General features: G+C 63.6%; 14 protein-coding genes. 9 read left to right on the top strand and 5 right to left on the bottom strand.

From position 1 onward, the window contains the following. Positions 1–342: 342 nt before the first annotated feature. Genes E3O44_RS06215 through E3O44_RS06205 form a run of 3 tightly spaced genes read left to right on the top strand, consistent with a single transcriptional unit; the run spans position 343 to position 3,199 of the window. A complete protein-coding gene (locus E3O44_RS06215; protein WP_134533570.1) occupies positions 343–849 on the top strand; it encodes a hypothetical protein in 507 nt (168 codons plus the stop codon). Positions 850–860: 11 nt separating this feature from the next. Then, positions 861–2,390, top strand: a complete 1,530-nt coding sequence (locus tag E3O44_RS06210) for a DDE-type integrase/transposase/recombinase (RefSeq protein ID WP_134533568.1) — start codon at positions 861–863, stop codon at positions 2,388–2,390. After that, positions 2,387–3,199 (top strand): ExeA family protein, encoded by an 813-nt coding sequence (locus tag E3O44_RS06205; RefSeq protein WP_134533566.1) that lies wholly within the window; start codon positions 2,387–2,389, stop codon positions 3,197–3,199. The genes E3O44_RS06210 and E3O44_RS06205 overlap by 4 nt, the downstream gene beginning before the upstream one ends. A 969-nt stretch (positions 3,200–4,168) precedes the next feature. Here E3O44_RS06205 and E3O44_RS06200 read toward each other — a convergent pair. From E3O44_RS06200 to E3O44_RS06190, 3 genes are read right to left on the bottom strand one after another with little or no spacing between them, the layout of a single operon-like run. Beyond that, entirely contained in the window at positions 4,169–4,705 is a 537-nt protein-coding gene (locus E3O44_RS06200) for an HPP family protein (RefSeq protein WP_134533564.1), read from the bottom strand. Then, positions 4,705–5,160, bottom strand: a complete 456-nt coding sequence (locus E3O44_RS06195; RefSeq protein ID WP_134533562.1) for a ferritin family protein — start codon at positions 5,158–5,160, stop codon at positions 4,705–4,707. The genes E3O44_RS06200 and E3O44_RS06195 overlap by 1 nt, the downstream gene beginning before the upstream one ends. Then, complete coding sequence (locus E3O44_RS06190) at positions 5,157–7,634, bottom strand: molybdopterin oxidoreductase family protein (protein WP_134533560.1); 2,478 nt, start codon at positions 7,632–7,634, stop codon at positions 5,157–5,159. The genes E3O44_RS06195 and E3O44_RS06190 overlap by 4 nt, the downstream gene beginning before the upstream one ends. A 368-nt stretch (positions 7,635–8,002) precedes the next feature. On the opposite strand from E3O44_RS06190, the gene E3O44_RS19945 reads away from it, so the two are divergent. Further along, positions 8,003–8,491 carry a CinA family protein gene (locus E3O44_RS19945; protein ID WP_166792560.1) on the top strand — a complete coding sequence of 163 codons (489 nt, stop codon included), beginning with the start codon at positions 8,003–8,005 and terminating at the stop codon, positions 8,489–8,491. A gap of 613 nt (positions 8,492–9,104) precedes the next feature. Here E3O44_RS19945 and E3O44_RS06180 read toward each other — a convergent pair. Next, positions 9,105–9,572 carry a DUF4383 domain-containing protein gene (locus E3O44_RS06180; protein ID WP_174775047.1) on the bottom strand — a complete coding sequence of 156 codons (468 nt, stop codon included), beginning with the start codon at positions 9,570–9,572 and terminating at the stop codon, positions 9,105–9,107. 1,192 nt (positions 9,573–10,764) lie between these two features. On the opposite strand from E3O44_RS06180, the gene E3O44_RS19940 reads away from it, so the two are divergent. The 5 genes from E3O44_RS19940 to E3O44_RS06155 all read left to right on the top strand — a co-directional run bounded on the left by E3O44_RS19940 (position 10,765) and on the right by E3O44_RS06155 (position 14,665). Continuing rightward, positions 10,765–11,013, top strand: coding sequence for a zinc-ribbon domain-containing protein (locus E3O44_RS19940; protein WP_134533555.1), 249 nt, complete (start codon positions 10,765–10,767; stop codon positions 11,011–11,013). Between the two features lie 236 nt (positions 11,014–11,249). Beyond that, on the top strand, positions 11,250–11,918 hold the full coding sequence (locus tag E3O44_RS06170; protein ID WP_134533553.1) for a hypothetical protein: 669 nt from the start codon (positions 11,250–11,252) through the stop codon (positions 11,916–11,918). After that, positions 11,915–12,331: a phage holin family protein gene (locus E3O44_RS06165; RefSeq protein WP_134533551.1), complete on the top strand. Its 417-nt coding sequence runs from the start codon at positions 11,915–11,917 to the stop codon at positions 12,329–12,331. Before E3O44_RS06170 ends, E3O44_RS06165 begins: the two co-directional genes overlap by 4 nt. Before the next feature lie 20 nt (positions 12,332–12,351). Next, positions 12,352–12,921 (top strand): DUF3618 domain-containing protein, encoded by a 570-nt coding sequence (locus E3O44_RS06160; RefSeq protein ID WP_134533549.1) that lies wholly within the window; start codon positions 12,352–12,354, stop codon positions 12,919–12,921. 754 nt (positions 12,922–13,675) lie between these two features. Beyond that, positions 13,676–14,665 (top strand): sigma-70 family RNA polymerase sigma factor, encoded by a 990-nt coding sequence (locus tag E3O44_RS06155; protein WP_241976098.1) that lies wholly within the window; start codon positions 13,676–13,678, stop codon positions 14,663–14,665. Between the two features lie 94 nt (positions 14,666–14,759). Here E3O44_RS06155 and E3O44_RS19880 read toward each other — a convergent pair whose 3' ends face one another. Further along, complete coding sequence (locus E3O44_RS19880) at positions 14,760–16,448, bottom strand: DUF2127 domain-containing protein (protein ID WP_134533547.1); 1,689 nt, start codon at positions 16,446–16,448, stop codon at positions 14,760–14,762. Positions 16,449–17,419: the final 971 nt, after the last annotated feature.

The raw sequence follows: 17,419 nt of genomic DNA, 5'->3' as shown, positions 1-17,419 counted from the left end.
GACGACGTGGGCGTCGGGCCCGGTGACGATGGGTTTTAGCGCGCCTGGATTTGGCGCCTGGTGGTCGGCGGCATCAGGCTGACGATGTCCGGATAGACGAATGGCCCGGCGTGCAATCTTGAAGGATCACGCCGGGCCGTTCTAACGCGTAAGGCCGCGCTGATGCTCACGGTAAGTCATGATCATGTTTCTGTCGAGTCGAACCTGTTGGTCGGGCGGGTGGCGTGCCCCGATTGCGGTGGCCGGTTGCGCCCGTGGGGCTGGGCCAGGCCCCGGGTGATTCGGGAGGGACTCGGCACGGATTGGACGTGGCGCGAGCTTCGCCCTCGCCGGTCGCGGTGCGTGGTCTGCCTGGGCACGCATGTGCTGCTGGAGGTGCGGTTGGCCGTCCGCCGGGCCGATGCGGCCGAGGTGATCGAGGCGAAGACGGTGCTGGGCTGGGGCCACCGGAAGATCGCGGCGGGCTGCGGGAGACCGGTCTCGACGGTTCGCGGTTGGCTCCGCGCCTTCGCGACCTCGGCCGTGGAAATCGGCGAGTGGTTCACGAGCTTGTTGGTGCGGGACGCTCCCGACGCCGTGGTGCTCTGGCCGAGACCTGCCGGCACGACCGGTGGTGAGGCGTTGTCGGTGTTGATGGCGTATGCCGAGGGGTTGGCTCGTCGGTTTGCCGCGACCGTCAGGGTGACGTGGATCCAGGCTGGCATTGCCACGACGAACGGGCGCTTGTTTTGCTTGAGCTGGTGGGCCGCGGGTCCCAACACCAACCGGCCCTTACGCGGGGCCCTGGTCGGCGGGAAGGGTGGCAGGAGCGCCTGCCATATCCCTGTGATCGGCGTGTTCACTGTTTGAGAGGACCTTTCATGCCCGCAACCCCGCCAACCCTCCTACCGCCCGGTGAGCCGGTGGCGCCCCGGGCGTCCCCGGTGAGCCCGGCGCTGTCGCTCCTGGTGCCGGCCGGGTCTTCGGCGGATTCGGCAGTGCGCCGCGCCCGGACGGAGAAGATCGCCCTGTTCAGGTATCAGCTGATTCGCGCCGCGGCGGACAGCGCGGTCACCACGCGGCAGCGCGGCCCGATGGTCAGGGACCTCGCTGCGATGATTCATCCGGGGCCGTTCGGCGGCACGGTGACGGTTTCCAAAGACACCATCGACCGGTGGATTCGGGCTTGGCGGGCCGGCGGGTTCGACGCGTTGAAGCCCCGCGGCCGCGCTCAGGGTGCCGTGACGCCGGCGCAGATCCTGGCGTTGGCCGCGACGCTGAAACGGGAGCGTCCCGCCCGGACCTCAGCGCAGGTGCGCCGGATCATGATGGACACCCTCGGCGACGCACCGAGCGAGTCGACGTTGCTGCGGCACTTCCGCACGCTGGAACTCCCGACCGGGGTGCGGGAGGTCTTCGGCCGGTTCGAAGCGGATTACCCCAACGAGATGTGGGTCGGTGACGGCCTCCACGGGCCGCGGATCAATGGGCGGAAAACGTATCTGTTCGCGTTCCTCGACGACCACACCCGCCTCGTCACGGCGGCCCGCTGGGCCTACGCCGAAGACTCCGTCCGGTTGACCGCGGCACTGCGCCCGGCGTTGGAAGCCCGCGGAATCCCGGGCACGATCTACGTCGATAACGGCAGCGCGTTCGTGGACGAATCGCTCTCTCGGACCTGCGCGCGCCTCGGAATCCGGTTGACGCACTCGAAACCGTATCGGCCGCAGGGACGCGGGAAGATCGAGCGGTTCTTCAACACCGTCAACTCCCAATTCCTGACCGAGATCACCACCGTCGACACGAAAACGGGCGTCGTTGATGTGGGGGTGGGCAGCATGGTGACGTCGTTGGATGAGTTGAATGCGTTGTTCACGTCGTGGGTGGAGATGGTTTACCACCAGGCCGTGCACTCCACGACCGGGCAGACCCCGCTGCAGCGCTGGGATGCCAGCTGGGTGGGCCGGAGGCCGGTCCGGAAAACGCGCGACGAGATCGCCGAGGCGTTCCGGTGGTCGGCGATCCGCACGGTGACGAAGTCCGCGACCGTCTCGTTGCAGTCCAACACCTATCAAGTCGATCAGCTCCTCGTCGGCAAACGCGTGGAGCTGGTCTATGACCCCTTCGACCTCGCTGGGCTGATCACCGTGACGGCCGGCCACGGCGTCCCGGCGGGCATCGCCGTGCTCAGCGAGATCCGGCGCCACGTCCACAAGAAGGCCGCCACGGCCGCAGCCGACACCGCCGAGAACGGCGCGAAAAACGCGGTCTCCGGCATTGACTACCTGCGCCTGGTCGAGACCCGTCACAAGGGCACCATGGCGGGCGAGCCGATCAGCTTCGTCAAAGCGTCCACCTCGAAACGACCCACGGTCGTCTTCGTGCCCAGCATCCAGGAGGCCGCCCGATGAGTATCGACACGCTGCAATCGCACTATGGCTTCACCCGCATGCCCTTCGCCCGCGATATCCCGCCGCAAGCGTTGCACCCGCACCCCTCGCATCGGGAAGCGATCGCGCGGATTGATTGGTGCGTCAGCCAACGCCAGCTCGGCGTGATCAGCGGCGAGGTCGGCGCCGGCAAAACCGTTGCCGTTCGCGCTGCTCTCGCCGGCCTCGAACCCTCCCGGCACCAGATCATCTATATCCCCGACCCGACGATCACGATGCGCGGAATCCATACCCGCATCGTCACCGCGCTCGGCGGCACCCCGGCGTTCTTCTCCGGCGTGCTCGCCTCGCAGACCGCGACGCTCCTCGCCGGGGAACTCGACGAACGCGCCCGCCTGCCCGTCGTCGTGATCGATGAAGCCCACCTGCTCACCAACACCGATCTCGAAGCGCTCCGCATGCTCACGAACAGTGACATGGACACCGGGTCGCACTTCGCGATGCTCCTCATCGGCCAGCCCACCCTGCGGCGCCGCCTCAAGCTCGCGGTGCTCTCAGCGCTGGATCAACGCATCTCGACGCGTTACACAATCACCGGGATGAATGCAGGCGACACGACCGATTACATCCGGCAACACCTCAAGTTCGCTGGTCGGTCTGATCCGCTGTTCTCCGACGACGCGATCCATGCCATCCACCTCGCCTCCCGTGGTTATCCGCGAGCGGTGAACAACCTCGCCGTCGCGAGCCTGATCGCGACTTACGCCGCCGACAAAGCGATCGTCGACCTGGCCGCGGCGCAATCGGCGATCACGGAGAACAGCGAATGACCCCGCGTCACCAGTGACGACCACCACGTCACCATCCTGACGAAAGCCCCGCCGGAATGCTCCGGCGGGGCTTTTTCATGACCGGGCATCGTCACCGACGATGACGCCGCCATCGTCAAATAACGCGACGGGCGACAATAGGCCAGCACGGGAACCCGGACGCGTCCTATATCGGTTCGGTCCTGAACACGTTCACCCTCACCCACGAGGGCCGCGCCCCCATTGTCGTCCTTGCGGACCAGCTCGGCGATCCGAGCGTTGATTCACTTTGCCTGGACACTTCCGCTCACGGGAATGTGAAGACCTACATTGAGCAGGACGTCGTCAACTGGGCACGCGCGAACCTTTACATTGAAACCGACCGCGTCGCTTGGACAATCGCCGGGTTCTCCAATGGGGGCCAATGCGCCATTTCCCTGGCTACCTAATTCCCGGATATCTGGGGAAACGTGATCAGCGAGTCCGGGACGACTTTCGCAAGCACGGAATCTGAGCCCACGGTTCTAGCCGATGTCTTCGCCGGAGACCAGGCCGCGTACGACGCGACGAAACCCGCGATCGTAATGTCGTCCGCGCACTATCCCGACACGGAGGCAGTGTTCACCGTCGGGACCGATGACTACGTCATCGGTCCACCCCAGAAGGCGTTGAGTGCCGTGGCCCTAAATGCTGGCATGCTGACCAGCTACTACGAAGTTCCCGGCGAAGGGCATACCGTCGGAGCGCTCCTCGGAGGACTCACGAAGGCCTTCAACGTATTGGCCCCACGCCTCGGATTTGGGCAAGCATCGCCACAGCCATAGACCGGAAGACCGCTATCCGGCAAGCCCTTGTCGGTGCACTCGAGAGAGCTTGATTCCATAGCACCGGCCCGATTCAGCGTCTTGAGCTCTGAAAGCGTCCCCACAATAACTCTCATACGGCGACACCAGCGGTGCCCAAAATAAAGGACTGATGGTCCAAAGATACCTATCGCTTCTGTCTCCCGATGAGGAGCCGGTTGGACGCCCATCCGACTGTCGTGATGAGGAGCACCGCGCCCACCATGGACAGTAGCTGAACGGGTGTGTGCAGAATACCCAATGCCACAATTAAGGTTGATGCGCCGGCCGGTGGGTGGGGCAGCCTCAGAAGACTCAACACGGCGGTGGTGATTCCCACGGCTACCGCCCCGGCCCATACGTAGGACACCGTGAGGCCGCCCGTAGGTGCCGAAGAGAGCCCGGATAGGCCGAATACCGTGTAGCACGTGAACCCTGCGGCGATCCCCACAACATGTCCGACGATCGTATTCAGGGGCCGGGAAGATTGTTCTCTCGGTGATTCGAAGAACAGCATCACCGTCGGACCGAGGCTCGGGAACAACCACGGCTGCCTGAGGAGGAGACCAACCACGCCGGTCATGGCCAAGGTCAAGATCGCCAAGACGGCGGCGTAGGCGGCACCGCCCCCGCGCTGCTGCTGAGCCGCATGAAGGGGACCGTATCCGGACGCGCGCTCGCTCATCACGCGATAATCAAGGCCTGAGGCGCCGCCTGCTTCATACGTGTCGTCAGCCAGCCCAGCTGCACCTTGATCTGCGCTTCGCACTCCCCCACGACTGCGATGAGCTGATCATCACGAAGTCCGAGGGCTGCCTGCTTGACCATCATCCATGTGACGTCTACCAAACTCGCCAAGAGGTAGAGGTCCTGGAGGTCACGGATCAGTCCCACCGGTCCCGTCCGAGTGGTGGAGATCCCCACGGCATGAAGCCGTTCGGGTTCGTCGTCCGGTCGTTCACCATACCGCTCGATAACGGGCGCCAATGCTCGTTCGTGATCGTCGCACTGCTTCGCGAGAGTCTGGCACAAGTGGTACACGTCGGGCTCAGCGCCGTGTCCGTCCGCGACCTGCCGATACGACGACGCCAGCACCTGCTCCGAGGTCCGCAGGAGCCCCAGATACACGGGGAGCATCATGATGTGGCCTCCGCCCGGTCGGCCGTCCAGGCGTCCCGGTCGATGACGCCGGATGCTTCCGCGTCCCGTCCTCCGACGGTCGGGGGGACCGCTCCCGGATCGGCGGGCCTGGAGGCGGTCGTGGTAGGCGCGTCGGATGGGCCGACAGCATCGGCGACTTTCTCAACGCGAACGGCTGCGTTCTTGAACAGAGGCTGCTTGGACACCGGATCCCACTCGGTGACGGTAAGCTCATTCGCCGCGGAAGTATGACCGTTCGCGACCTCCGCTGATGCGTCGAAGTACCCGTAGTGGAAGGGCGCGAACACTGTTCCCACAGAGACGTCCCCTACCCGGACAGGAACAACGATTTCGCCCCTCGCTGAGGTCACCCGCGCAATGTCGCCCTCCGACAGTCCCAAAGCTTCCGCGTCCGACCGTGATATCTCCACCCACGGGGTCGGTGCTGCCCGATTCAGCTGAGGCGACCTCGCCGTTTTCGTTCGAGTGTGGAAGTGGTAGGCGGTCCGTCCGGTCGTGTAGCGAAGCGGATACTCATCGTCAGGTTCCTCGTGCGACGGCGCGTACTGGGCGGACTTGATCACCGCCTTGCCATGTGTTTCCAACGCGCGAAACGCTTGCTCCCCCACGGTTGCCCCGGTCAGGAGGTCGTGCCCGAAACTCTCGCAGTAGTCGGGATCGGTCGGGAAGACCCCGTCGGCGTACAGCCTCGCCACCCCGTCAGGATTCTCCTCGTTGCACGGCCAGGGGACCCCTGATCCGCCGCGAAGCTTGTCGTAGCTGATGCCGGTGTAGTCGCACGGGCGCCCGCGGGTGCATTCCTGCCACGCCCGGTAGGCGTCCTCCGGGCCCTCCCAGTCGAGAAGGGGCGATCCGTCGTTCCGTGCGAAGCCCATCCTGGCGGCGTAGTCGAGGAAGATATCCAGGTCCGGGCGCGCTTCACCCGGCGGCTCTACCGCCTTATCCGACAAGTGCACCGTCCGGTTCACGTTCGTGAAGGTCCCCGTCTTTTCCCCCCATCCCGCCGCCGGCAACAGCACGTCGGCATATTGGGCGGTCTCGGTGAGGAACAAGTCCTGGACAACGAGGAACACGCTCTCCCTGTCCAGAATCCCGCGAATGCGTTCCAGTTGCGGCATCGACACCGCAGGGTTCGTCGCGGACACCCACAGGAACTCGATGCTGCCCTGTTCGACGTAGCGGAAGATTTGCATCGCATGTGTTGGGGGCGCCCAGTGCGGGATCACGTCGACGTCCACATCCCACAACGTGGCTAGTTGCTGCACGTGTTCCGGGTTGTCCCAGTTCCGGAACGCCGGCAGGTCGCCGTCCGCTCCGCATTCCCGATTGTTCTGCGCTGTGGGCTGTCCATTCATCTGGAGGATCCCGGCGCCGGTTCGGCCGATCATGCCTCGCAGCAGGTGCATGTTGTTGACCTGGCACGAGGCCGCTGTCGCTTGAGCGGACTGGTAAAACCCTTGCAGCACCGTCGAGAGAACCCGCTCCGATTCCCCGAAAATCCGGGCCGCTCGGCGGACGTCATCCGCATCGACACCGCACGTCTCGGCCACCTTCTCCGGCGTCCACGGGTCTACGACAGAACGGAGTGCGTCGACCCCCACCGTGTGCGCCTGCACCCACACGTCATCCACCCAGCCGTGCACGAACACTTCCCGGATGAGTCCGTTCATGAGTGCCTGATTCGTGCCCGGGCGCACCGGCAGGTGGACGTCCGCAACTCTTGCGACCTCGGTCTCTCGCGGGTCGACGCACACGATGAAGGGCCGATCCGGGCCGGCGATCCGGTCGAGTATCCGCGACCACAGCACAGTTTGCGTTTCGGCCATATTATGGCCGTAGAGGAAGACAGCATCGCAGTTGTCGATGTCGAGGTAGCTGCCGGGTTGGCCATCAGCCCCGAAGCTTTCCTTCATGGCCGTCGCCGCCGTCGCCGTACAGAGGCGAGTATTGCCGTCCATGTGCGGCGTCCCAATCCCCGCCTTCCCGATCATCGCCAACGCGTAGTATTCCTCGAGGAAAAGCTGCCCACTGGTATAAAACCCGTGACTGAGCGGTCCCTTCTCCGCGAGAAGCGCCTTGCTGCGCTCCACGATCCGGGACATTGCGGTGTCCCCGTCCGTCTCCACCAACGCTCCATCAACACGAATCATGGGACGAGTGAGTCGATCCCGGCTGCTGACCCCGGGAATACTCCCGAAAAGCCCCTTCGGGCCCAACCGCCCATGGTTGACCCGGTCGACGGCCCGTCCCCGGATCCCGACCATCCGTCCCCCCGTGACCGCAATGTCGCACGCGCAACCATTGCTGCACAAAACACATGCGGACTGAACCCAACGGTCGACATCCGTCTCGAGTACCCCCTCGGCGAGTTTCTGATCCACCCGGACGGGCCAATGCTCGCCTCGCGCGAACGGGCTCCGTTCACCCCAAATGTCGACAATTCTGTCCGTCATCAGACCACCCTGTCCGTGCGTTGAGCCAATGCACAAGACAGTACCCCCGGGCACCGCAAGAGTCACGCACTTGTGACCTCAAACCTTCGCTCCTTGCCGCTCAGCCCCGCACGGCGATCCATGGGTTGCGAAAAGATCAAGCTTGGTCGAATCCCGTCGCTCAGACTTCCGAGCCTCCATCAGGAGCCAGACAGCAACGGACGTCCAACCACATCATGCGCGGATTGCTCAGTTGCCCGTCGTCTAAAGTGGCCTAGTTCACAAGCGTCGCCGACGCGTCGGCCGGCCGGACGCTACGAAGCTAAGTGATGCTCGTTTTTTGAGGTCGCGGTAGCTAAGTTGAGTGGAAGCAATTGAAAGGGCGAACAGTGTTGTTTGCAGACGATCGAGAAATTCAGATCGCACAGCTGGCGGGGCGGATTGGACAACTCGCGCTTGCGAACCGAGTACGAGTAGCCGTAGCAGAGTCGCTCACGGCCGGTCGGATCGCCCAAGCGCTGGGCGCGGCGCAGGAGTCAGCGACGTGGTTTGCGGGCGGGGTGGTTGCGTATCAGCGGGAGACCCAGTACCGACTGCTGGGGGTCAGTCGAGGTCCGGTTATTTCCGCCGAGTGCTCAGAGCAAATGGCCCGGGGAGTGCTGGACACGGTTGGCGCGGACGTAAGCGTGTCGGTAACCGGCGTCGGAGGCCCAGGGCCGGAGGAGGGCGAGCGGTCGGGAACGGTCTTTATCAGCGTCAGTTCACACTGTGGGGTGCGCACCGTGCGAAACCAATTCCCAGGGTCGCAGTCCGAGGTGCTGGGCCTCACCACTGTGCACGCCCTCAGGCACCTTAAGAATTTGCTTCTTGAATCCTAAATGCGCCGGCCCTTGCCGCTGAGCGCCTATTCCTGAGAAGTGCAGGCTGGAAACCCGGTGCCGCCCTCTACGAAATAACTTCGCAGCTTCCCGTGCCGCAAGTAAAATTGAACGCGCTGATCGCGGAGACCGTGATCCGTGGCATCCTCGACCTAGGGGCGTCGGCGAGGAACTCACGAACAAGGTTACCGATCGATACTCCCGCGACATCGACGCCTTTTACCTCGTGGTGGCGCGGCCCACGCCACCCCCGTGGGCCTTGAAACTGTGGGATCCATCGGCGGCGCCCCAGCTGTCGAGTTCGAGCGCCGTCCGATACCCGCGCGCCAGCACCCGGCGCACTCTTGCTGATACGCAGCGTTTCTTCGGAGAGTCGCTAGCGGGCACCCGGGCTCTTCGCGTTGTGCGCTTTCACGGCCGAACAGTGGTCATGACGGTGACCAAGATCCCCATCAGCGTTAGCGCGAGCGCGAGGACGAATAGGACAGGTGGCCGTTTCAACGGGGCCTCCGCACGGTTTGCGACTTGTTCAGTCTCGGAGGTGGCGTTTGGTGGGGTTGGAGTTGGGTCAGCGCGCGTTTCAAAGACTCGGCAACGGAGCTTGGCCTGGATATCAGGGCGTCCCGGTCGGCGCGGTGCTGCGGCTTCTCCCCAGCGTGACACCGAGGACGATCATGCCGATTCCCAGGACCAGGTGCAGCCAGTTGTCCGCGTTGTTGAGAGGCACGAAGTTCGCGGAGGAGCTGGGGTCGACGAAGAGGCCATAGAGCCAGAGAAGAAGGTAGATGACACCGCCGCCGATGAGGTAGTTTCGGGCCCCTCGGGCACTGCGCGCAAAGGCGAGGCCCGCGATGCCGAACAGGAGATGCACTATGTTGTGCAGGATCGAAACCTGGAATACACCCAGCAGGAGCGCACCGGATTCGTGGCCGGCACCAGTCAACAATGCGATGTTGCTCGTGACCCCGGGAATGAAACCGAGGACCCCAACCAGAAGAAAGACAGCGCCCACCAGCATCGCGGCGCGACGCACAGGCGCGACGTGAGCGTCGTGCGCAGCGGCACCCGGAATAGATGACATGATCTGCCTCTCTCAAGCGGCGGGGCGGAGCTTCCCTCAGCGGTGAGCATACTCCAGAAGCACTCGAAAGGCAGACCCTGCTCCGCCGCTGAGGTTCGCCTCAAAAATCGCGATCTATCGGCCAGCCGAGATCACCACTCACGGCCCGACCGATCGGCGGGAATGCCGATCGGCTCCCCTGCGCACCGTGGCCGTGGCCGTGCACAATCCTGAAGTTGCGGTTCACCCCCGAAAACTGAAGGAACTCACGGTGGTGCACACGGCCCAAGCTCACCAAGCCTCTGTCCGGCGCCAAATTTTGTTTTGTCCGATTTCAGGGCCGACTTTCTTCCCTATAGGCCGTTTCACCATTCTGTAGGCCTCGTCGTTCTCGTCCTGAGAGCGGAAGTCCCGCACCAAGTCAGTGAGGACGCCGCGCTTTTGATCATTCTCGCCGGTGACCGCGCCGTCATCGTCGCGTCAAGTCCGGGCGCTCGCCCATTTGTCTGGTCGAACTCACCAATCGGCTCGTTCTCGCCCACATTACCCATCGTGTCTCACCTGTTACCTCAAGGTGTCTTACACCCGATCGCGATGAACGAGGACGCTGAAATTACTCTTCTGTTCGGAGGATGTCCACAGGTCGGACTCGGTTGTGCCCGCGGCGGCGCGCTACCGGTCAAGGATCCAGTTCGCGGCGGTGGCGCTGCGTCTCAGAGCGTTCAAGATGATTCGGTCCTGCGACTCTTTCCCAGCGCGACCCGAGAACGATCCTGCTGATTCCCAGGACAGGATGGAGCCTATTGTCCGCATTCTTGACTGGCATGAAGTTGGCGGAAGAACTTTGGCCCTCCCAGCGGTGACCGATGCTGAAGCCAGGAATCCCGGCACTAAAGCCTGTCCTCGTCCCCGGATATGCACAAGCGCACGGGAAAAATGTCTCCGGCCCTGTGAATACCCGCAAGCGATTTATCTTCTCCCGGGATGTCCCGGCACCCGGCCCCGGCCCCGGCCAGGATCAGTGAGCGGCGCGATCAAATCTGGTAGCGGCCATCTCGCTGGCATCAGGCCGCCTACCTGAATGCGTCTGGGCGTGACATTCCGCCGTCCGTTCACGTCCTAGAGGTAACCATTGGTGAAGGCGAAGCTCGGGCTCAACGGGGTGCCGCGGCCACGAACGCCCCGACAGTGGATCCTAAAAGGAGGACTTGTCATGCTTCTAATCTTCGGCAATCGCATAATCGAGAACATTGTGAATGTGGTCTCCTTCGTCTGCGGGTACTGCAATGTGCAGGCATCGCAAGACGTCGTCCGGCGTTCCAACCGTTTCACATTGTTCTTCATCCCATTGTTCGCGTTCTCGACAAAGTACGTGAACCGGTGCACCAACTGCGGAGCAGAAACGGTCCTTAGTGCGGGGCAGGCCCAGCATTCCATTGCTTGGGCCGAGAAGCAGCACTAAGAGCAACTGCCCGTTGCGTGGCACCAGTTGAAACATCATCTGAGGTTTTTTCAGAATGGTTGCTTTCGGCGCTCGAATCGAGTGAAAATATTGTTCATCTGGCAATGACGCTGGTTCGTGGGCGTCTCGTACCAGCGTCCGCACCGTGAAGGAGAACCATGTCCAGTACAGACCCAGTGGTGCCACCTGGTGGCTATGACCTCGGCTCTGGTGAGGTGCCGAGCGGGGGGCAGGCCGTGAAGGAGCAGGCCTCACATGTTGCCGAGGAGGGCGTCGCGGCAGGTCAGCATGTTGCTGCTGTGACGAAGGACGAGGTGGTGAAGGTCGCGGCGACCACGAAGAAGCAGGCCAAAGAGCTCCTCGAAGAGACCCGGGCGGAGTTGGCGGAGCAGGCGGGCAAGCAGCAGCAGCGCGTCGCGACCGGGTTGCATTCGCTCGGCGACGAGTTGCGTTCCATGGCCGAGTCTTCCGACGATGGCGGAGTGGCCGCCGACCTTGTTCAGCAGGCCGCGTCGCGCGCTGAAGGCATCGCGACCTGGTTGGAGGAGCGCGACCCCGGCTCGCTGCTGGTGGAGCTGCGTAACTATGCACGGCGACAGCCGGGCACTTTCATCGGACTCGCCGCCGCCGCCGGTGTCCTCGCGGGGCGGCTGACACGCTCCGTCGTTTCCGGGTCAGGTTCGGGGGCGGATTCCCCGGCCGCCGGCGCGCGTTTGGCGACCCCGGTTCCCCCGCCGGTGGTCGTCGATACCCCCGTGAACCCGTACACCCCGGCGCCGGTCGTCGGTGATCGTTTCGGTGTCGGCGGCGAGATCGGAGCGCCCGCGGGTGTGGTGCTGCCGCCCCCGCCTGTCGCTTCCCCCGTCGGGGACGGCTGGGAGAACGTCGGGGGTCAGCGGCCATGAGCGACGTCCCGACACCGTCCGAACGCAAAGCTGCCGATACCTCGCTGGGTGATCTGCTCGGAGAGGTGACCCGAGATATTTCCACGCTGATGCAGCAGGAAGTGGAGCTGGCCAAGGCGGAAATCCGCCAGTCCGCCAAACGGGCCGGTAAGGGCGCCGGCCTGCTGGGCGGCGCCGCATACACCGGCCACCTGACCGTGTTGTTCCTGTCCATCGCTGTGTGGTGGGGGTTGGGTCATGTCATCGACCTGGCCTGGGCGTCCCTGATCGTCGCTGTCGTGTGGGGCATTGTCGCAGCCGTGCTGTACGTGAACGGGAAGAAAGAAATGGCAACCATAAGCGGTGCACCCCGGACCGTGGATTCACTGAAGAAGATCCCGGACGCTTTGAAACGAAATGAGGAAAACCGATGAGTAACGACTCGACACCCAGGATGAGCGACGATCCGGACCAGCTTCGGGCGGACATCGAGCGCACCCGCCGCGAACTCGGCGGCAACGTGGACGCTCTGGCCGACAAGGTCAACCCGGACAAGATCGTGCAACGCCAAACCGACAAAGTGAAGAACATGTTCGGCACGGTCAAGGACTCTGTGATGGGCGCCGCTTCCGACGTCGGCGATTCGGTTTCCGAGGCCGCCGGTGAGGTATCCGGGTTGCCCCATGCGGCGGCGGCCAAGGCCAAGGGCAACCCGCTCGCCGTGGGCCTCATCGCTTTCGGCGTCGGCTGGCTGGCGGCCTCCCTGCTTCCGGCCAGTACCAAGGAAAAGGAGATCGCAGCAAAAATCAAGGATGCCGCTGAACCACTCATGCAGGAAGCGGGCGACGTCGCCCGGGAGGTCGCCGATGACCTGCGCGAACCAGCAGCCGACGCCGCATCCGCCGTCAGGGACTCCGCCTCCGAAGCGGTTGACACCGTCAAATCCGAAGCCACCATTGCCACGGAGGATGTGCGCCAGGAGGCGGAACAGGCCAAACACACCATTCAGGAAAGCCAAACCTAGCGTGTGCTCGCGGAGGGCCAGCGCTGGGGCTCTCCGCGGCACCGAAAGACATTCGAAGCCCTTTGCGGTACTTCCACACCACCTGAACACGCTTCCATGACACCCGAGACACAAGGCGCAGCACCCCACCGGCCAGAAGGACCAAGCAGAGCACAGGACATGTATTGCAAAATAGCTGACGCTTTTCGGTTGACCGGGGCAGGACAGTGATGTTGACCTATTTTGCCGATGAGGAGCTTCGCGGAGTCGTCATTGTTGACCCCGGCGACAACGTGATCCGTACGGTCGGCCGGTTTTTGGTCGACCGAGAGGGGGCGTTGCTTTGGGTGACAGTTTGCACAAGGATCGCTGGAAAAACTGAACCCTTTGTGCCCGATGACGGCGCGCACTGCTCGAGCGCGAATCCGCACGTGACGGTCAGCAAGTTTCTCGCCGTAGAAGCGCGCCCCGTGAATGCCACGAGCGAAGCCCCGCCAACGCTGGAAGAGGAAGCACAACTTCACGACTACTTCGACATTCCCGCTACGTCCCCTCAGACTTGGCGCCCAGACCCTATAACTTCCAGGGCTACACCCGGCTCTGTCTCACGCACTTCCACCACGACGAAGCAACTCCCGGGGATGTCTAAATTGGGTCCCGCGCCGACCATACGTGCCGTGCACGCGGCGAGGATCCAAGTTCCCCCAGTGGCGGATGGTCGAAGGTGCGGTGGGGAAAATCCGGCGGACTCGATTCTTCAAAGGCCGAGTTTGCGGTGAGCGCACCGATTTCCACTTCCGACGGAGCCTCAAAACGGAGCATCGGGTCAAAACCCGGCGCTGAGACTCCGGCGCGGCCGTGCGCTAGTGGGGCATCCGCGGATGCATTCGGCGACTACCTACACCGCATCGGGCGGGTACGGCTGCTCACCGCCGCCGACCAAGTCGATCTCGCCCGCAGGATCGAGGTTGGTTTATTGGCCGGCGAGGCCCTGACGGCCGGCGTGTCGGACCCGGAGCTCGCAGCTGACCTGGCTTGGCTGGCCCATGACGGCGCCCGGGCGAAGAAGATGTTCATCGAGTCCAACCTGCGTCTCGTGGTGAGTATCGCCAAGCGTTACGTCGGCCGCGGCACCCCGATCATGGACCTAGTTCAGGACGGTAACATCGGGCTCGTCCGGGCGGTGGAGAAGTTCGACTTCACGACTGGCTTCAAATTCTCGACTTACGCCACGTGGTGGATACGTCAAGTCATCTATCGGGGAATGGCCGACAAATCTCGTCTGATCCGGGTACCCGTCCACACCGCAGAGCGGCTCAACAAGGTCACGCGCGTCCGTCAAGACCTCACAAGCACTCTCGACCGTGAACCCACCCTGAACGAACTAGCCCAGAAAGTGGAGCTTCCCGCCGGTGAAGTCCAACGCCTGCTCAGCTACGACAGTGAGCCCCTATCCCTGTCAGTGCCCATCGGCGATGGCGCCACAGGTTTGGCAGAACTCATCGTCGACACCGATCATCCTCAACCAGAGGAATACGCGGTACTCACACTGCGCGCAGCGAACCTCGCGTACTTCTGCGCCGCGCTACCAGAGCGCGAATGCTTCATCATTGAAGCCCGATTCGGCCTCAACGGCAAAGACCCACAAACCCTCGACCAGATCGCCACCCGTGAGGGAGTCTCCCGGGAAAGGATTCGCCAGCTCGAAAAACGAGCGCTCGCACGGTTGCGCATACCTGCACTGGAGGGCTACCTCAACGATTAGGACATCGTCTCGACATCACCCTGACCCGCACCGGGGAATATTGAACGATTCGGCTGGTGGCCATGTCGCCGGCCGGATAGCCAGGCTCGGCGGGTTATTTCAGGGGCTCGCCGTCGGGCTCTGGGCTCTCGTCATCGTTGGGGCCCTGCTGGGGCTCGTGCCGGGCGCCAATACCCGCATCTCCGAGAACCTGGACAGCTTTCCCCGCATTCCGCTCACCGCGGGCGGGTTCACCCTGGTGAGCATCGTCACGGCGACCGTGGTGGTGGCGGTGGTCGGCCTTGCCGGTGCGCTGCTCGGGGGATCCGCCGGCATGTGCTAGCACCGCAGGATCGACCGCGCCGGACTCGGCGACCGACTTCACGCGCCGGGCGACAACGACAGGCCCTGGCGTGGCCGGGTCACGGTGGCGAGCCGTGAGGTAGAGCCGGTGCGCCGTGATGATCAAGGCAAGCCAGGCTGCTCCGATGAGCCAGCCGGCGAGGACATCCGTAAACCAGTGGTGGCCGAGGTAGACCCGGCTGAGCCCGATGGTCAGGGCGAATACTGCGGCACTGCTGCCCGTGATCGCCCTTGTCCGGAATGAGCGTTGGCGCAAGATCAGCAGGTACGCGATGACGCCAGCCACGACAACGGCGTTGAGGGTGTGCCCACTGGGAAAGGATGGTGAGAATTCGTAGGGTGCGACCGCATCCACCAGGGGCGGCCGGTGACGGCCGAGGAGGTCTTTGCCGGCAATCGTCAACAGCAGGGAGCCGACACCCGCCGCCGCGATCACGATGACGGGAGTCCACGATCGACGCGTGAGGGCCAGGATCAGCAGCGCAAGGACGGCCAGGATGGGCATGCCGATCGGGCCGGCGATATCGGTGTACCCCGTCACGAGACTGTTGAGCCCCGGGGAGCGAAGCGTGATCGCAAACGACAGCAACGGGGCGTCGAGGCCGGCAACACCATCGGATTCCGTGACCGAGTCGTAGATGAGAGCCGTGGTCACGCTCAGGGCCACGGCGATGATGAGTCCGACTCCCAGGGTGATGACCAGAGTCGCGTGCGGGCCGAGCCGGGCGCTCAGGGTTCGAGCCAGGCGGGCTGACACCTTTCCCAGCGGTGTATACCAATGAGTGAGGTCACGTCCACCGACAAACCGATCTTCGTTGAGTTCGCCGGCCACTCCGATGTGGTCCGGGTCGGCGATGGTCCCGGACGAAGGGGTTCCCGCGGTGGATCCGGGTCGAATCTGTCGGTATTCGCGGTAGACCAGGACGATGATCAGCGCGTCGAGCAGGGTCACAAAACCGACACCGATTGTCGGATGCGTGACGAACGCGTATCCCTGAACGATGAGAAATCCCGTCAGCACCGCCAGGGCGTAGGGATACACGCGGTGGAACCGCTTTAAGAGGCAATAGACCAGGACGAGCTTCACCACCCCATGAACGATCAGGAAGGCAATCAGGAAGGTCACGGAGCTGCCCACCAGCTGATCGTTCCAGCGCGCCACGGCATTGGCCACGAACCGAGAGGCCACGCCCGATCCTTCCCCGGCCTCCACACCGATGGACCGCAGAATGCCGTCGACGACCTGGGGAGCCCACCACAGCAGGAGGCCAGCCACGAGCTCGACGGCGCCGTCGATCCCCTTGACGACCACTCCGGCCACATAGAGCCGGTCAATCACCGTCGTCGCGCGTGACGGATTTTGATTTCGGGCTACGGTCACAACGTTGTCCTCGCTTGTTGATTGGTGAGACACCAGCTGACTTCGAATGCTGTCACTCATAGGACGCGAACGAAAGACGAAATATCACGCCGCAACCCAAACCCTCGAGTCCATCAGCCAGTCGGGCGCCGGTGCCCATACGTCCACACCTGACGCCTGCTCTGGTTTCGCGACGATTGGCTGCTTATAATGTTGTCATGAGTCAGAAAGAGACGGCAAGCCAGAAGCAGCCGGACGGGGCCCCGGACGGGTCCACCGAGAGCAGTGCTGAAGACAAAGCACGTGCGGATTCACTCCCGGACGGCTCGCAGAGTGACGGTTCAGCCGAGACCGCTGAAGATACCGCTTCCGGCGGCCCTGCGGAATAGTCCGGACCGGCAGGCGTGCCGTTTGCGCGTGCTCAGCGTTCTTCCGTTCCGATCCGCCCTAGTGCCCGCTAGAAGCCGCGACCGCCCGTTGCGGGTATCACGGCGCCGGACACAGACGAGGCCTCGAGGGAGGCCAGAACGTGCATGCGGGAGTGAACTCGACCGGCTGGCCCGCGCGACCAGCGATGTCTCCTGGCCGGGCAGCTTGCCGGCGACGACGTCGCAGGGATAACGGCGTCCAGATGGCACCGGATGCAATCACATTCCCACGCACCCCGCTTGAGCCCAGCTGCTGAGGGAGGCCGAGTGAACGCCACCAACGCGGCCTTGGTCCTCGCATAGTCGATGAGTTCTGGGAGGGACGGGACGTGTGGATCGACAATATCGAGATGATTGACGATCCGGTGCCAGGTGCGGTATGGCGGTTCGCGCGATCCGCAGGTTGGCGTAGAGATTGGTTCTGAGGACCCGATCGAACTCCTTTGTCGACAGGTTCTGCAGTCCGTCACGACCGATCCCTGAGTCACGGCCGGTGACGACGGCCCGTCTGTCGGTGAGCTTGTCGCTGACAGCCTGCACCTTTCCCTCCCGTGACCACTACCGGTGACATAAGCTCATGTTAGTCGGGGAGAGAACGGCTTCCCGATCCTCCCGGCCGGCACG

Source organism: Cryobacterium algoricola (genome assembly GCF_004402485.1).
GTDB lineage: Bacteria > Actinomycetota > Actinomycetes > Actinomycetales > Microbacteriaceae > Cryobacterium > Cryobacterium algoricola.
Note: the sequence above shows the minus strand (reverse complement) of the source record. Positions and strands in the feature narration are given on the sequence as shown.

Bases quoted from the DNA above. Each gene is read 5' to 3' on its own strand.
- E3O44_RS06210 (WP_134533568.1), top strand. From the start codon at position 861: ATGCCCGCAACCCCGCCAACCCTCCTACCGCCCGGTGAGCCGGTGGCG.
- E3O44_RS06205 (WP_134533566.1), top strand. From the start codon at position 2,387: ATGAGTATCGACACGCTGCAATCGCACTATGGCTTCACCCGCATGCCC.
- E3O44_RS06200 (WP_134533564.1), bottom strand. From the start codon at position 4,705: ATGAGCGAGCGCGCGTCCGGATACGGTCCCCTTCATGCGGCTCAGCAG.
- E3O44_RS06195 (WP_134533562.1), bottom strand. From the start codon at position 5,160: ATGATGCTCCCCGTGTATCTGGGGCTCCTGCGGACCTCGGAGCAGGTG.
- E3O44_RS06190 (WP_134533560.1), bottom strand. From the start codon at position 7,634: ATGACGGACAGAATTGTCGACATTTGGGGTGAACGGAGCCCGTTCGCG.
- E3O44_RS06180 (WP_174775047.1), bottom strand. From the start codon at position 9,572: ATGTCATCTATTCCGGGTGCCGCTGCGCACGACGCTCACGTCGCGCCT.
- E3O44_RS19940 (WP_134533555.1), top strand. From the start codon at position 10,765: ATGCTTCTAATCTTCGGCAATCGCATAATCGAGAACATTGTGAATGTG.
- E3O44_RS06165 (WP_134533551.1), top strand. From the start codon at position 11,915: ATGAGCGACGTCCCGACACCGTCCGAACGCAAAGCTGCCGATACCTCG.
- E3O44_RS06160 (WP_134533549.1), top strand. From the start codon at position 12,352: ATGAGCGACGATCCGGACCAGCTTCGGGCGGACATCGAGCGCACCCGC.
- E3O44_RS19880 (WP_134533547.1), bottom strand. From the start codon at position 16,448: ATGAGTGACAGCATTCGAAGTCAGCTGGTGTCTCACCAATCAACAAGC.